Origin of the sequence: Sphingomonas sp. OTU376 (assembly GCF_038440415.1) — a bacterium.
GTDB classification, from domain to species: Bacteria; Pseudomonadota; Alphaproteobacteria; order Sphingomonadales; family Sphingomonadaceae; genus Sphingomonas; species Sphingomonas kyeonggiensis_A.
Genome location: NZ_JASATQ010000005.1, coordinates 50,811 through 64,202, shown reverse-complemented (window position 1 = coordinate 64,202; position 13,392 = coordinate 50,811). Strand labels below are relative to the sequence as shown.

Sequence of the window (13,392 nt, the reverse complement as noted above, 5' to 3'; positions counted from 1 at the left end):
GGTGAGCGCAAGATTTATGCTCAGGGTCGCAGGAAGGCTGCGAGATCCTTGCCGAAACGCAGCGTCTCGCGCGGATCCTCATACATCATGTGCCCGCCGGCATAGCAGCGCAGGGTGAAGCGGGCGGAGACGGCCCGGGGCAGTCCCGCCGCCACCGCTTCGTTGCCGGCGCAGCTGTTCAGCGAGTCATACAGGCCGGTCGCCACCCAGGCGCGCAGGCGCGGGGCCTTCTCCATCGCGCGCAGCGTCCAGGGCTGCGAAGGACTGGGCGGCCCTTCGCCGGCACGGGCGCGGGCGAGCGAGTCCGGAGTGATCGGCGCCTGGTCATATTGCCACTGGCTGCCGGCATCGCTTTCCGGCGCATCGATCCCGGCATAGCTGCCGGTGCGATAGTTCAGCGCGGTGCGATAATAGTCGAGCACGGTCCGGCCATCGGCGCTCTCGTCCTCGGGCGCTCCGGTCTTGCGCATGTCGAACAGGCCCAGCGTGTCGCCCGCGATCAGCCCGGTGCGGAAGGCGCGCGGCGAGACCCACAGAGTCTTGGCGTCGATCGTCGCGGGATCGAGCCCCTGGAAGCGGGCAAGCGCGGCGATCACCCGGGCGCGGTCCTCGGCGGAGAGTGCATCGGGCGCCGCCAGGGCAGGGGCATAGACCTTCTCGGCCCAGCTTCGCGCTTCGGCCAGCGCGCGCGGCTGGTCGGCCTGTAGCTCGGGCGCCAGCTTGCCCAGCGCATGCGCGGTGGCGGTGCGGTTGACCAGCGACAGCGCGCGCAGCCGGTTGCGGTCGGGCAGGTCGCCCAGCGGGATGCCGCCGGAGATCAGCGCGATGCCGGCCACCGGCACCTTGGCGTCGATCAGCCGCTCGGCCACCCCGGCGGCGCGCCACGTCCCGAAGCTCTCGCCGGCGAGGTAGAGCGCCGAACCGGTGCGGCGATATGCGGTACGGAAATCGGTGACGAAGCCGGCGACCGAGGCGATATCGGCATTGGTGCCGTAGAAGTCGGCGGCATGGGCGGGATCGTCGGCGTTGCTGAACCCGGTGCCCACCGGGTCGACGAACACGAGATCGCTCACCCCGAGCGGGCTCGCTTCATTGTCCACCAGCTTGCCCTGCTTGAGGATGCGCGGGCCGACCGCGTGGAACTGGAGCGTGCGCGAATCCGCGCCGGGGCCGCCATTCCACACAAAGGCGAGCGGGCGCGGCTTGCCGCCGGGCACCAGATAGGCGGTGTAGAAGATCCGCCCGCGCACTTCGCCGCGCAGGTTGCGCACCGGCAGCGTGCCGGCACAGGCGATGTAGCGCAGCGTCTTGCCGCCGATCCGGGCGCTGTGCTGCGTCTCCACCGCGTCGCCGGTGCAGGTCCTGGCGCTCGCCGCGATCGGCAACAGCGATCCACCGGCCAGCAGCATCGCGCAAGTCAGTGCTCGAACCTTCATCGGCTTTACTCCCTTTGCCGAACCCACGGCATCCCTCTCTTCCTCCGTCATCCCCGCGAAGGCGGGGATCCATAGTCGCTGAACGCAGTGAGGCACATCGCAGCCAGCCAGAATGGATCCCCGCCTTCGCGAGGATGACGAAGAGAGGTTCGATCCATCCTATCCGGGCTCGTGGGGAATTTTTATGCGCAACATGGCGAGTTTGCGGGGAGGCACGGGATCGGCTTCGCTGTGATAGCCCGTGAAAATCGGCAAAAACTATTCGCGCAACCGGCGCTAAGCTGATCGGCAATTCGAACAGGGGAAGGCGGGGCATGCGATCGGGCGTCACACGGCGCGAAATCCTGGCAGGGGCGGGCGCCGCGCCGCTGGTCGTGCAGGCTGCGTCCGCTGCAGGGGCCTCCACGCCGCTGCCCGACAAGGCGAGCTTTGCGCCGATGCCCGGGCCCTATCTGGATTCGGGGACGATGCACCCGATCCCGCTCGGCGCCCGCGACGCGGTGCGCGCCTATCTCGATCAGCGCGCCACCACCGATGGCCATTATCCCACCGATGCGGTCGAAACCCGGGTCAAGGCGAGCTTCGCCAAACTGATCAACGCCGCGCCCGAGGAGATCGCCTTCGTCCAGAGCACCACGGCGGGCGAGCAGCTCGTCATCGATGCGCTTGATTTCCCGCGCGCCGGCGGGCGGATCGTCACCGACACGCTGCACTTCTTCGGTTCCTTCTACCTCTATCAGGAGTTGGCGAAGCAGGGCGTCGATGTCGCCTGGGTGAAGCCCATCGACAATCGCATCTCGGTCGAGGCAATGGAAAAGGCGATCACCCCGGGCACGCGGCTGGTCGCACTGTCGCTGGTGTCGACGTACAATGGCTTCGAGCATGACCTGAAGCGTGTGTGCGAGATCGCCCATGCCCGCGGCGCGCTGGTCTATGCCGATATCATCCATGCCGCCGGCACGATCCCAATCGACGTGCGCGCCACCAATGTCGATTTCGCCGCGACCGCCAGCTACAAATGGCTGATGGGCGATTTCGGGCTGGGCTTCCTCTATGCCCGCGCCGACCTGCACGACCGGCTCAAGCGCACCCGCTATGGCTATTACCAGCTCGCGAAGTTCGCGCCGCACGTCTATCCCTTCGATCCGCCGGGCGAGACGATCGCCGATGTCGCGCCCCGTCCGGACATGGAGGGGCTGTTCGCCGGCGGCACCCATTCGCACACCGTGGTCGCGCAGCTCGACTGGTCGCTCGACTATATCCTCAAGCTCGGCGTCGATCGCATCGCCGCGCATCGCCAGCCGCTGATGGCGCGGCTGCGCAAGGGGCTGGCCGATCGCGGCTACACGATCGTCACCCCGACCGGCAGCCGCACGCCGCTGCTCACCTGCGCACTCGAGGGCGCCTACGCCAAGCTCTCCGATCCGCTGAAGGCGGCGAAGGTGCAGATCACTCTGTCGCGCAACCGTTTCCGCGTCTGCCCGTCCGTCTTCAACGACCTGGACGATATCGAGCGGCTGCTCGCCGCGCTTCCCCGCATTTCCTGAAAGGCCCCCTGATGCGCCGTGCTTTGTCTGTCGCCCTGCTGCTCGCTGCCGTCAGCCCCGTTGCCGTTCATGCGCAGGACGGCAATGCGCCGATGCCGCCGGCCTTCATGCGCGCGATGGAGCCGATGGTCCCGCGCGATGCCGCCAGCGATCGGGTGGTGACGACGCAGCATGTCGCGATGATCGGCGGCAAGAAGCTCGCCTATCGCGCCGTCGTCACCGAGCTGCCGATGCCGGGGGCGGACGGCACGCCGGTCGCGGTGGCGGTCAGCTATGGCTATCTCGCCGAGGTGAAGGGCGATGCGACGAAGCGGCCGGTGCTGTTCGTGTTCAACGGCGGCCCGGGCGCCTCGTCCTTGCCGCTGCACATGCAGGCGCTCGGCCCGCGCCGGATCGTGGGCAAGGGCGATGCGGCGCATCTCGAGGACAATCGCTTCAGCCTGCTCGACGCCGCCGACCTGGTGTTCATCGATCCGGTGGGGACGGGCGCGAGCATGCCGCTCAAGGACAAGGATGCTTCGGGCTATTGGGGCGTCGGCGGCGATGCGCGTGGGGTGGCGTTGATGATCGAGCGCTGGCTGGCGGCGAACGGGCGCACGGGTTCGCCGGTGGTGCTGGTCGGTGAAAGCTATGGAACCTCGCGGGCGCTTGCGGTGTTGAACGAGACCAGCAAGGCGAAGAAGGCGCTGCCTGATGGTGTCGCGTTGCTCTCGCTGGCGATCGGCGACAGCGACGGGCCGGTGATCTCGGACGTGGTCAAGCTGCCGACCCTGGCTGCGGTGGCCTGGTATCACCAGGCGATCGATCGCGGCGGGCGCAGCGTCGAGCAGTTTTATGCGGAGGCTCTGGCCTTCGCGCAGGGCGATTATGCACTGGCCCTCCTCAAGGGTTCGAATCTCTCCCCTGAGGCCCGCCGGCAAGTTTCCGAGCGAATGGCAGCCCTCACCGGCCTGCCGGTTTCGCTCCTCGAAGAGAAGAACCTGCGGCTCGACAATTACGACTTCATGCTGAACCTGCTGGCCGCCAAGGGCCTCCGCACCGGCCAGCTAGACGGCCGAGCAACCCGGGCGATCGCCGAATCCAAGCTCCGCCCCCCCTTCGACGATCCCTCGATGACGCTCGGCGCCAGCTCGGCGCAGCTGATCGAGACCTATCTCAAGACTGAGCTCGCCTATGCGCTGCCCAGCCCCTATCGCAGCCTCAATCTGGGCATCAACTTCAAGTGGAACTGGGACAAGGAATATGGCGGCAGCTACCGCGCCATGTCCTTCGCGCAATATCTGAAGGCGGCGATGGACGCCAAGCCGAGCCTGCGCGGTTTCACCGGCGGTGGCTATTACGACATCACTACGCCGGTCTATGCTGGGCAGTTCGCGCTCGAGCAGGCGGGTGTGTCGATGGACCGCGTCGCGGCGCATCACTATGCCGCCGGGCATTCGGTGTTCGAGGACGAGGAAGGGCTGGCGGCGCTCAGTGCGGACCTGCACGCCTTTGTCGCGCAGGTCGTTGCCGCCAAGCCGTAGTCACCGGGCGGGGAAGTTCGCCTTCCAGCGTTCGTCCAGTTTCGCCGCCGCGCTCTTGCCCTTCGCGGTGGCGATGAAGGAGATGCCGCGCAGCGTGACGCTGTGGCCGCCGAGCAGCTTGCCCGAGATCGTGTAGCCGACATCGTAGAGCGCGCTGTCCGAATGCGGCTCGCCATTCACCAGGAACTGGGTGGTGACCAGCACCGGCAGGCGCTCGTCGCCGCGACTGTTGTCGGGCAGCTTGGCCGCATTGCGCGCCTTTTTCAGCGCCTCGTCGAACCATTTCACGTCGATCCGCGGCTCGCCGGTGGTCTCCACCGCGGCGATGCCCAGCGGCGAGGGGAAGGCGATCTTCTGGCTCTGGACGGTCTGGTCGGCCGAAGACGGCTTGAGCACCAGCACCCGCTCGCCGGAATCGGCCGCGACCAGCACCAGCGTGCCGGCGCGGGCGGAGGCACGCTCGGCACTCGCACTCTCCGCAGCCTTGCTGTCGCTGCGCTCGCTCCAGTTGTTCCAGAGGGTCAGCGCGGAGATGATGACGGCAACCACCGCCAGCACTTCGCCCAAGGTTATCCAGCGGCGACGGATCGCGGCGGCCTCGGCCGCGCGTTCCTCACTCTTCTGATCCACGGGCGCTTCGGGTTCGGGGGAATCGGTACTCACGCCGGTGGTTCGATCATCCCGCGCCCGGGGCGTCAAGCCAGCTCGATCAGAACAGGAACTCGTCCGCCACGTCATGCGACGGGCCGCTGCCCGCTGCCTTGGGCGCCGCCGCCGGACGGGTGATCTTTGGCGCGTCCACGAACGGCTTCACCCCGAAGGCCGGATAGATTTCCGAGGGGAAATAGATCGTCCCGCCCTTCACCACCATCGCGATGCGGTGCAGCTCGCGCAGATCCTTCGTAGGATCACCGGGCAGCAGCAGTAAGTCGGCGCGCTTGCCACGCGCGATCGAGCCCAGCTCCTGGTCGCGGCCCATATAGACTTCGGGCGTCAGCGTGCCGAGGCGCAGCACCTCGGGGATCGGGATGCCCGCCTCGCCATAGATTTCCAGCTCGCGGTGCACCGACAGCCCGGTCTGGTCGTCGGTTCCGGGCAGGAGCGTGATGCCGCGATCGTGGAGCAGCTTGAGCAGCTGCTTCACCTTGACCATCGCGCCGTCATAGGCGGCGGCATCCTCCGGCCCGGCGATCGGCGCGATCGCCTGGCGGCGGCGGCGCTGCAGGCCGATCGGCAGGTGATCGATATAGCTGGCGACCGAGGGGCTGGGCGCGCCATTGCGGCTGAGCATCAGCAGCTCGAGCGTCACCGCGGTCGGATCATGCGCGACATGATCGGCGACCATCGCGTCCACCGTCTTGCTCACCTTTGCCGAAGCGAGATCGAGCCCGGCCGTGCGCCGCATCGCGGTCAGGCGCAGCGGGGTGCGGGTATCCTCCTTGGGATCGAGCACCCAGCCGAGCATCAGCTGGTTGATATGGGTGACTTCGTTATAGCCCGCAGCGATCATCGCATCGGCATTGGTGAAGGCCGGGATGTGCCCGGTCACGCCCATGCCGAGCCGGTGCGCCTCTTTGGCGATGGCGGGCACCCAGGCCGGGTTCATGCTGTTGTAGATCTTTACCTGCCAATAGCCGCGCGCGGCATACCAGCGGACGGCGTCGATCGCCGCGCTCTCGCTGTCGGCAACCACGCCCAGCCGCGCCGAATAGGGGCTGCGGCCCTCCAGGAAGCCATTGGGCACGATCCGCGGCCCGGCGACTTCGCCCGCATCGATCTGGCGGATCAGCTGGGGCAGGAAGACATTGTCATTGCCCATGTCGCGCACCGAGGTGACGCCGGCGGCGATATAGAGCATCGCCGATTCCAGCCCGATATGCGCATGCATGTCGTGCAGGCCGGGCAGCAACGTGCCGCCATTGCCCTCGATCGTCGCCTCGCCGGGCGAGGCGGGGGCGTCGAACGGCTGGATGCCGGTGATCCGTCCCTCGGCGAACAGCACCGAGACCGGATCGCCGAGCTTGCCCGAGACGGGATCGAAGACGCGGACGTTGCGGATGCGCACCGGCGCGTCGATCCTGTGGGCGAAGCGCTGCTGGAGCGCGGCATAGCGCTTCGCGGTCAGCTCGGTCGCCAGCCTGGCGAGCGCCGGCACTTCGGCTTCATGGCCTTCGCTCACCACCGAGCCGCCGGTGTCGAGCACCGCGAACAGCCGTTGCTGGCCGTCGAGCAGGATCATCTCGGGCGAGAGGTCGATGCCGCTGATCGCATAGGCCTGATAGGTCGCGGTGCCGATCTTCGCCGGCCCCAGCTTCTCGATGCGCAGCTGCCCTCCGGGCATTGCCGGCAGCGTGCCGTCCGCGCGCTTGAGCAGGGCACGGGCATAAAGGCCGAGCGCCCAGGGGCTGGCATTCTGCCCGATATACAGGCCGGCGCCAGTGACGGGGGCGGTGCGCTCGCCCATCGAGTCAGTCCAGCGCGCGGTGCCGCCCTCGCGGGTGAAGCTCTCATGGACATCGCCGCCAAAGGTCGATTTGCCGTCCAGTGCCCAGCGCACCGGCAGGCCGTCGGTACCCAGCGCGATCGTCTCCGACATGGTCGGGCCGCGGCCATTGTTCTTCACGTCATATTTGATCGTGACGTTGCTGCCCTGCTGGTCCGCATCGACGAAGCCGACCTTCTCGCCATTGGCGATCACGCTCAGCCGCTCATGCTGGGCAAGCGCGGGTGTGACGGTGAAGAGGGTGGAGGCGAGAAGAGCGGCACGCAAAAGGGTGGGCGACATCAGCTGAGCGAGCTCCGGTAGAGATGGGCGGCAACGGCCAGGTCCTGCACGGCATGGCCCAACGACTTGTAGAGGGTGATCTCATCGGCGCTTCGGCGGCCGGGGACGCGGCCGAGCAGGACTTCGCCTATCTCCGCGACGATATGGTCGTCCGTCACCACGCCGGCCTGCTTCGCCACCAGGAACTCGGCGGCGGCGTCCAGCGCGGAGGCGCGGCTGTCAGCGATATAGCGGCTCATGGCGACCAGCGCATTGTCGGCCTCGACCGGACCCGGGCCGCTCGATCCGACCAGGTTGACGTGCGTGCCGGGGCGCAGCCAGGCGCCGAGGATCACCGGCTCGGCCGAGGTGGTGAGCGTGCAGATCACGTCGGCCCGGCTGGTGGCGGCTTCGAGGTCGGAGACCGCTTCGGCGCCGATCGCGGCGAACTCGGCGGCGAGGCTCACCGCCTTGTCGAACGAGCGACCCCAAATATGCACGCGGTCGAAGGCGCGGACCAGCGGCAGCGCGCGCAGATGGGTGCGCGCCTGGCCGCCAGTGCCGACGATCAGCAGCGTGCGGGCATCGGCGCGAGCGAGTGCATCGGTGGCGACCGCGGTGGCCGCCGCGGTGCGGATATGGGTGATCTCCTCGGCATCGGCGATCGCGACCGGCTCGCCTTCGTCCGGCTCGAACAGCAGCACGACACCGCGATGCCGGCGGAGGCCCGGCGAACTGGGATCGGCGAAGACGCTTATCATCTTTGCGCCGAACATCTCGCGCTCGCCGAGCGCTCCGGGCATTTGGGCAAAGGTGCGACCCGAGCCCAGGGGGATCATCGTGCGGAGGAGCTGGCGGGTGGTGCCCGCGGACAGCGCCTCCATCGCGTCGCGGACGACGCGGATGCAGTCGGGATAGCTCAGGTGATCGCGCACATACTGGCCGTCGAAAATCGCCAGCTGCTCGCGCTTCATGCCTCGTCCTCCCGTCGAACCTTGCAGGCAGGATAAGTCGGCGACCCCGCAAACGCTTGCCTGTCATCGCACTGTAATTTAGCGTTCGCGAAAATATGATCCAATTTTCGCCGGGGAGGCGCATAAATATGGCGGACAATCTCGACCGGATGGACATCAAGATCCTGGAGCGGCTGCAGATCGACGCCTCCGAGTCCTCCAGCGAGATCGCCGAGCGGGTGGGGCTGTCGCAATCGCCCTGCTGGCGCCGGATCCAGCGGCTGCGCGAGGAAGGCTATATCAAGGCGCAGGTCGCGATCCTCGATCGCGAGAAGTTCGGCGAGAGCATGTACATCTTCGCCCAGCTCAAGATGGGCCGGCTGAGCGACGAGGGCCGCGAGCGCTTCATGCGCGCGGTGGAGGAAATCCCCGAGATCACCGAGGCCTATACGCTGTTCGGTGAGATGGACGTGATGCTGAAGGTGCTGGCGCCGAACATGGCCTGGTACCAGAATTTCACCTTCCGCACGCTGTTGCGCCTGCCCGGCGTCGAGGATATCCGATCGGTGGCGACGTTATCCGAGATGAAGTGCAGCCACCGTCTACCGCTGCCGTCGCGCTGACAGGGCGAAGCCGGCACCGACCAGCAGGAAGCCGGCGAGTTCAACCGCGCCGATGCTCTCGTGCAGGAAGATACCGGCGAAGATCGTGCCGAACACCGGCATCAGATAGAAGAACAGCCCTGCCCGCGCCGATCCGACCAGCGCCACCCCGCGGTTGAACAGGAAGAAGGCGAGGATCGACGGCCCGAGTGCGAGGTAGAGCAGCGCGGCGAACCCGCTCGCGTCCTTGAGCGGTAGCGGCGTCCCCATCGCAAGCTGGAAGGGCAGCATCAGCAGCGCGGCGCCCGCAAAGGTCAGGCACAGGAAGCTCGCCGGATGCACGCGCGGGCGCTTGCGCAGCAGCGTGGCGTAGAGCGACTGGAAGAGCATCGCCGCGCAGGCGAGCAGGGTACCCATGTTGAGGCTGCCCGAGGTGCCCGGCTTGCCGAGGATGACGCAGAGCACTCCGGCCAGCGCGAAGGCCATGGCACCCAGCTGGCGTGCCGCAGGGCGCTCGCCGAAGAACAGAAAGCCCAGGCCGATGATCGCGATCGGGATCGCCGATTGCACCAGCAGCGCCGGTGTCGCCCCGGTCACCCGCACCGCGTAATAGGCGAGGGTGTTGCTGCCGGCGAGGCCGAGCCCGGCGAGAAGCAGTAGCGCCCGCCAGCCCCGGCGGATCAGCGGCCAGTCGCGCGCCAGATAGGGGAAGGCGAAGGGCAGGGTGAAGGGCACCGCCAGTGTCCAGCGCCAGAAGGAGATGCTCACCGGTGCCATGCCGTGCGGTATCGCCCGGCCGAGCACGAAGTTGCTTGCCCAGAGCGATGCCGCCAGCGTGAGCAGGAGATAGGGGCTGTTCCACAGCGACCAGCGTGCGTTGGACGATCGCCTCCCGGCGCGCGTGGTCAGGTTCGCTCCGGTCATGACACGCCCGCGCGGTCCAATGCGCGAAGCGCGTCGCAAAAGCGGGCGATGGTGGGCAGGGTGAAGCCGGCGATGTTGATCCGGCCGGAACCCGCCAGGTAGATCGCATGCTCGTCGCGCAGCCAGTCGATCTGGGTGCGGCTGAGCGGCAGCGTGGCGAACATGCCCTTGCCACGGGCGATTTGGGTCAGGTCGACCTTGCCGATCCGTCCTTCGGATGCCAGCGCCCGGCGCAGCCCGGCAAGCCGCTCGCGCACCATATCCAGCTCCTCGCGCCAGATGCGGGTGAGTTCGGCATCCTCCAGGATCACGCGGACGACGGCAGCGCCGTGATCGGGCGGCATCGACCAGTTGGCGCGGGCGAGCGCGAGGAGGTTGGAATGGGCGATCGCGCCCTGCTCTGCATCGGGTGCGGTCACCCACAGCGCGCCGACGCGCTCGCGATAGAGGCCGAAATTCTTGTCGCAGGAATAAGCGAGCAGGCCGAACGGTGCTGCTGCCAGCAATATGCGGGTGCCGAGCGAGTCTTCGCAGAAACCCTCGCCCAATCCCTGATAGGCGAGGTCAACCAGCGGCAACAGGCCGCGGCGCACCACCACCTCTGTGATTGCCTGCCAGCCGAGCGGGCCGGGATCGATCCCCATCGGGTTGTGGCAGCAGCCGTGCAGCAGCACCGCGTCGCCGGGTGTCGCGCCATCCAGCTCCTCAAGGAAATAGGCGAGGTCGAGATGCTGCGCGGCGATGCTGAAGCACTCGATGAAGCGCGGCTCGATCCCGGCTGCGAGGAATACCGGGGCGTGGTTCGCCCAGCTCGGCGCGGCGACCCAGATGCGGCGCACCCCGGCCTTGGCGAGCAGTTCGGCGGCGAGGCGCAGCGCGCCCGTGCCCCCCGGCGTCTGCAGCCCATGGCGCCGCTCGACGGGCACGGCATTGCCCAGCACCTTGTCCGCCAGCCGCTCGACGAAGCCGATATCGCCTTCGGGGCCCAGATAGGACTTGCTCTGCTGCTCGCGCAGCAGCTTCTCCTCGGCCAGCTTCACCGCGCGCATCACCGGCGTGTTGCCGTCCTCATCGCGGAATACCCCGACGCCCAGGTCGATCTTTTCGGTGCGGGTATCGCGGCGAAAGGCGCCGATGATCTTCAGCAGCGGATCGGCGGGCTGGAGCGCAAGCGTATCGAACGACATGGTGAGACCCCTTTGTTTATTGCGCTGCAAAATACGGGGGCGGCACGCCAAAGTGCGTGCGAAATGGCCGGCCTTTTCGTGGATATTGCATCATCGATGTATGAATGTGGCAGTTCGCGCAAATTTGATGCAGGATCGCGGAATGGCGCGCGAACTCGACAGCTTCGATCTCCGTATCCTCGAGCAATGGCAGGTACAGGGCGATATTGGTCCGGTAGAGATGAGCGAGCGTGTGCACCTCTCCGCCTCGCAATGCTCGCGCCGGATGCATCAGCTGCGCGAAGCCGGTTATCTGGCGCGGGTGGCGGGCGTGCTGGATGCGGAAAAGCTGGGGATCGGCGTGAGCGCCTATGTGCTGCTGAGCCTGCGTTCGCACGAGCCCGGGTGGCTGGAGACCTTCCACCAGCGCATTACCGCCATGGATGAAGTGCTCGAATGCCAGGCGCTGACCGGGGAGGCGGACATCATTCTCAAGGTGGCCACGCGAGACCTGGCGAGCTTCAACAGCTTCCTGGTCAGCGAGCTGCTGGTCGCTCCCGAAGTGGCGACGGCGCGCTCCAGCATCGTGCTGGAAAACCTCAAGAGCAGCACGGCGCTGCCGGTCCGGTTCGCGCGGCAATCGGTCGGGCAGGGCCCCGACCACGCATAAATCATGTGCGGGGGCGGCTCTGCGGCGGGAGATCGCAGAAATTTTCGCGGCTCCAGCCGATAGGATCGGGGCAGCGGAGGAGAATTCATGACCAAGATTGCCCGAAACACTGTCCTGGCAATGGCCATTGCACTGGTGCCGGTTTCGGCGAGCAGCGGGGGGGGCGCCGAGCCCGTGCCCGAACTGGCGATCACCATCGCGCCCTCCGCGCCCGACGCCGCGCACAACATCCCCTATGTCGATGTGACGGTGGTTACACAGGGCGTGCACCGCAAGGCCGGGGAAGACCTGTTCAAGCTTGCGCTGGTAGCCAACACCGTGGTCACCAGCGGCAAGGACGTGCAGGGCCTGGCGATCACCGACGCCGCCGGCACGATCGCCGCCACGGTCAAGGATGTCGAGGAGGACGGCTCGAACCGCACCCGTATCTGGCAGGCGCCCCGCGCGATCGATGGTGCCGTGACTATCCGCTACCGCGTGCCGATCGATGCCGCCGCGCCGCCGCTCGCGCTGCCGCAATATGAGATGCGCACCGAGCTGGACGGCTTCTCCGCCGCCGCCAATGCGTTCGTGATCCTCCCCGCCGACGAGACCGCCCGCCGCGCGAAGATCCACTGGGACTTCGCCGCTTATGGCCCGGGCGGCATCGGTGTATCCAGCTTCGGCGTCGGCGACGTTACCAGCAGCGAGCCGCTGCCCGCATCGCGCCTGTCCTCGGTCTATTACATGGCGGGCAAGCCCGGCGTGTTCCAGGCCGGTGGCGACGGCTTCTTCGCCGCCTGGCAGGGCACGCCGCCCTTCGCGATGGACCCGCTGATGCACTGGGCGGGCGACCTTCATCGCTTCTACGGCAAGTTCTTCGGGTACATGCCGCCCAGCTTCGGCGTGTTCGGGCGCACCAATGTCCGCAACCCGGGCAGCGGCATCGGCCTGACCGACAGCTTCGCCTTCACCTTCAACCACACGTCGAAGCCCGACGACCTCAAGTCGCTGCTCGCGCACGAGATGCTGCACAGCTGGGTGCGCTCGCTAGATGAATCGATGGACTCAGCGGGTGGGCTCGACCGGTCCTGGTTCGGCGAAGGGCTGGCCGTGCATTACCAGCGCATGCTGCCCTATCGCGCCGGGATGATAACCGCCGACGAATTCCTGGCCGACCTCAACGAGACCGCCGCGCGCTATTACACCAACATCAAGATCAACGTGCCGAACTCTGAGATCCCGGGCGGTTTCTGGAAGGACACCCGCATCCGCGTGCTGCCCTATGACCGCGGCTCGCTCTATTTCGCCGCGCTTGACGCCGCGGTGCGCAAGGCTTCGGCCGGCAAGCGCAGCCTCGATGACATGGTGCGGACGATGCTGGCGGCGCGCCAGGCCGGCAAGCCGATGAACGAGGCGCTGTGGCGTTCGCTGCTCAGGCAGCAGCTTGGCGCCAGGGGCGTCGCCGATCTCGACGCGATGCTCGCCGGCGGCACGGTCACCCCGCCGTCCGATGCCTTTGGCCCCGGCTTCCGCCGCGTCTCGCGCCCGCTGCGCCGGTTCGATCTCGGCTTTGATCCCGCCTCGCTGACCGTTCGCCCCAAGCTGGTGAAGGGTCTGATCGCGGGCTCGGAAGCCGAGAAGGCCGGCCTGCGCAATGGCGACGAGATCCTCAACACCTTCTCGCAGGACGGCCTGCAGGGCGACCAGACCCGGATGCTCACGCTCGAAGTGAAGCGCGGCGCCGAGACGCTGTCGATCCGCTACCTGCCGCGCGGCGAAACCGTCGCCGCCTGGCAATGGGAGCGCGTCGCCGGCAAGTGAGGCA

11 protein-coding genes are annotated in these 13,392 nt (G+C 67.4%); 5 read left to right on the top strand and 6 right to left on the bottom strand.

Annotation, left to right across the window (positions count from 1 at the left end):
* Positions 1 to 20: 20 nt before the first annotated feature.
* Positions 21 to 1,436: a S10 family serine carboxypeptidase-like protein gene (locus AAHM44_RS03735; protein ID WP_342249068.1), complete on the bottom strand. Its 1,416-nt coding sequence runs from the start codon at positions 1,434 to 1,436 to the stop codon at positions 21 to 23.
* A 314-nt stretch (positions 1,437 to 1,750) separates the two neighbouring features.
* Here AAHM44_RS03735 and AAHM44_RS03730 point away from each other — a divergent pair, with 314 nt between their 5' ends.
* Both AAHM44_RS03730 and AAHM44_RS03725 read left to right on the top strand, forming a co-directional pair.
* Positions 1,751 to 2,983, top strand: a complete 1,233-nt coding sequence (locus tag AAHM44_RS03730; RefSeq protein WP_342249067.1) for an aminotransferase class V-fold PLP-dependent enzyme — start codon at positions 1,751 to 1,753, stop codon at positions 2,981 to 2,983.
* 11 nt (positions 2,984 to 2,994) lie between these two features.
* The gene (locus AAHM44_RS03725; protein WP_342249066.1) at positions 2,995 to 4,506 is read left to right on the top strand and encodes a S10 family serine carboxypeptidase-like protein; all 1,512 of its coding nucleotides are present in this window, start codon (positions 2,995 to 2,997) and stop codon (positions 4,504 to 4,506) included.
* Here AAHM44_RS03725 and AAHM44_RS03720 read toward each other — a convergent pair whose 3' ends face one another.
* From AAHM44_RS03720 to AAHM44_RS03710, 3 genes are read right to left on the bottom strand one after another with little or no spacing between them, the layout of a single operon-like run.
* A complete protein-coding gene (locus tag AAHM44_RS03720) occupies positions 4,507 to 5,169 on the bottom strand; it encodes a hypothetical protein (RefSeq protein WP_342249065.1) in 663 nt (220 codons plus the stop codon).
* Between the two features lie 46 nt (positions 5,170 to 5,215).
* Positions 5,216 to 7,291 (bottom strand): amidohydrolase family protein, encoded by a 2,076-nt coding sequence (locus AAHM44_RS03715; RefSeq protein ID WP_342249064.1) that lies wholly within the window; start codon positions 7,289 to 7,291, stop codon positions 5,216 to 5,218.
* Positions 7,291 to 8,244, bottom strand: a complete 954-nt coding sequence (locus AAHM44_RS03710) for an ornithine cyclodeaminase family protein (protein ID WP_269576294.1) — start codon at positions 8,242 to 8,244, stop codon at positions 7,291 to 7,293. The genes AAHM44_RS03715 and AAHM44_RS03710 overlap by 1 nt, the downstream gene beginning before the upstream one ends.
* Before the next feature lie 128 nt (positions 8,245 to 8,372).
* Between AAHM44_RS03710 and AAHM44_RS03705 the strand changes: the two genes are divergently transcribed.
* Positions 8,373 to 8,846 carry an Lrp/AsnC family transcriptional regulator gene (locus AAHM44_RS03705; RefSeq protein WP_342249063.1) on the top strand — a complete coding sequence of 158 codons (474 nt, stop codon included), beginning with the start codon at positions 8,373 to 8,375 and terminating at the stop codon, positions 8,844 to 8,846.
* On the opposite strand, the gene AAHM44_RS03700 is transcribed toward AAHM44_RS03705, so the two are convergent.
* Both AAHM44_RS03700 and AAHM44_RS03695 read right to left on the bottom strand, forming a co-directional pair.
* Positions 8,826 to 9,749 carry a DMT family transporter gene (locus AAHM44_RS03700; RefSeq protein ID WP_342249062.1) on the bottom strand — a complete coding sequence of 308 codons (924 nt, stop codon included), beginning with the start codon at positions 9,747 to 9,749 and terminating at the stop codon, positions 8,826 to 8,828. The genes AAHM44_RS03705 and AAHM44_RS03700 overlap by 21 nt on opposite strands.
* On the bottom strand, positions 9,746 to 10,936 hold the full coding sequence (locus AAHM44_RS03695) for an aromatic amino acid transaminase (protein ID WP_342249061.1): 1,191 nt from the start codon (positions 10,934 to 10,936) through the stop codon (positions 9,746 to 9,748). The genes AAHM44_RS03700 and AAHM44_RS03695 overlap by 4 nt, the downstream gene beginning before the upstream one ends.
* A gap of 142 nt (positions 10,937 to 11,078) precedes the next feature.
* Between AAHM44_RS03695 and AAHM44_RS03690 the strand changes: the two genes are divergently transcribed.
* Positions 11,079 to 11,585: an Lrp/AsnC family transcriptional regulator gene (locus AAHM44_RS03690; RefSeq protein ID WP_183998666.1), complete on the top strand. Its 507-nt coding sequence runs from the start codon at positions 11,079 to 11,081 to the stop codon at positions 11,583 to 11,585.
* A gap of 87 nt (positions 11,586 to 11,672) precedes the next feature.
* Positions 11,673 to 13,388, top strand: coding sequence for a M61 family metallopeptidase (locus tag AAHM44_RS03685; protein WP_269576291.1), 1,716 nt, complete (start codon positions 11,673 to 11,675; stop codon positions 13,386 to 13,388).
* The last annotated feature ends 4 nt before the right edge of the window (positions 13,389 to 13,392 follow it).

Excerpts from the sequence above, each read along its gene's own strand:
- AAHM44_RS03730 (WP_342249067.1), top strand. The coding sequence starts at position 1,751 with ATGCGATCGGGCGTCACACGGCGCGAAATCCTGGCAGGGGCGGGCGCC.
- AAHM44_RS03715 (WP_342249064.1), bottom strand. The coding sequence starts at position 7,291 with ATGTCGCCCACCCTTTTGCGTGCCGCTCTTCTCGCCTCCACCCTCTTC.
- AAHM44_RS03710 (WP_269576294.1), bottom strand. The coding sequence starts at position 8,244 with ATGAAGCGCGAGCAGCTGGCGATTTTCGACGGCCAGTATGTGCGCGAT.
- AAHM44_RS03735 (WP_342249068.1), bottom strand. The coding sequence starts at position 1,436 with ATGAAGGTTCGAGCACTGACTTGCGCGATGCTGCTGGCCGGTGGATCG.
- AAHM44_RS03685 (WP_269576291.1), top strand. The coding sequence starts at position 11,673 with ATGACCAAGATTGCCCGAAACACTGTCCTGGCAATGGCCATTGCACTG.
- AAHM44_RS03690 (WP_183998666.1), top strand. The coding sequence starts at position 11,079 with ATGGCGCGCGAACTCGACAGCTTCGATCTCCGTATCCTCGAGCAATGG.
- AAHM44_RS03700 (WP_342249062.1), bottom strand. The coding sequence starts at position 9,749 with ATGACCGGAGCGAACCTGACCACGCGCGCCGGGAGGCGATCGTCCAAC.
- AAHM44_RS03705 (WP_342249063.1), top strand. The coding sequence starts at position 8,373 with ATGGCGGACAATCTCGACCGGATGGACATCAAGATCCTGGAGCGGCTG.
- AAHM44_RS03725 (WP_342249066.1), top strand. The coding sequence starts at position 2,995 with ATGCGCCGTGCTTTGTCTGTCGCCCTGCTGCTCGCTGCCGTCAGCCCC.
- AAHM44_RS03695 (WP_342249061.1), bottom strand. The coding sequence starts at position 10,936 with ATGTCGTTCGATACGCTTGCGCTCCAGCCCGCCGATCCGCTGCTGAAG.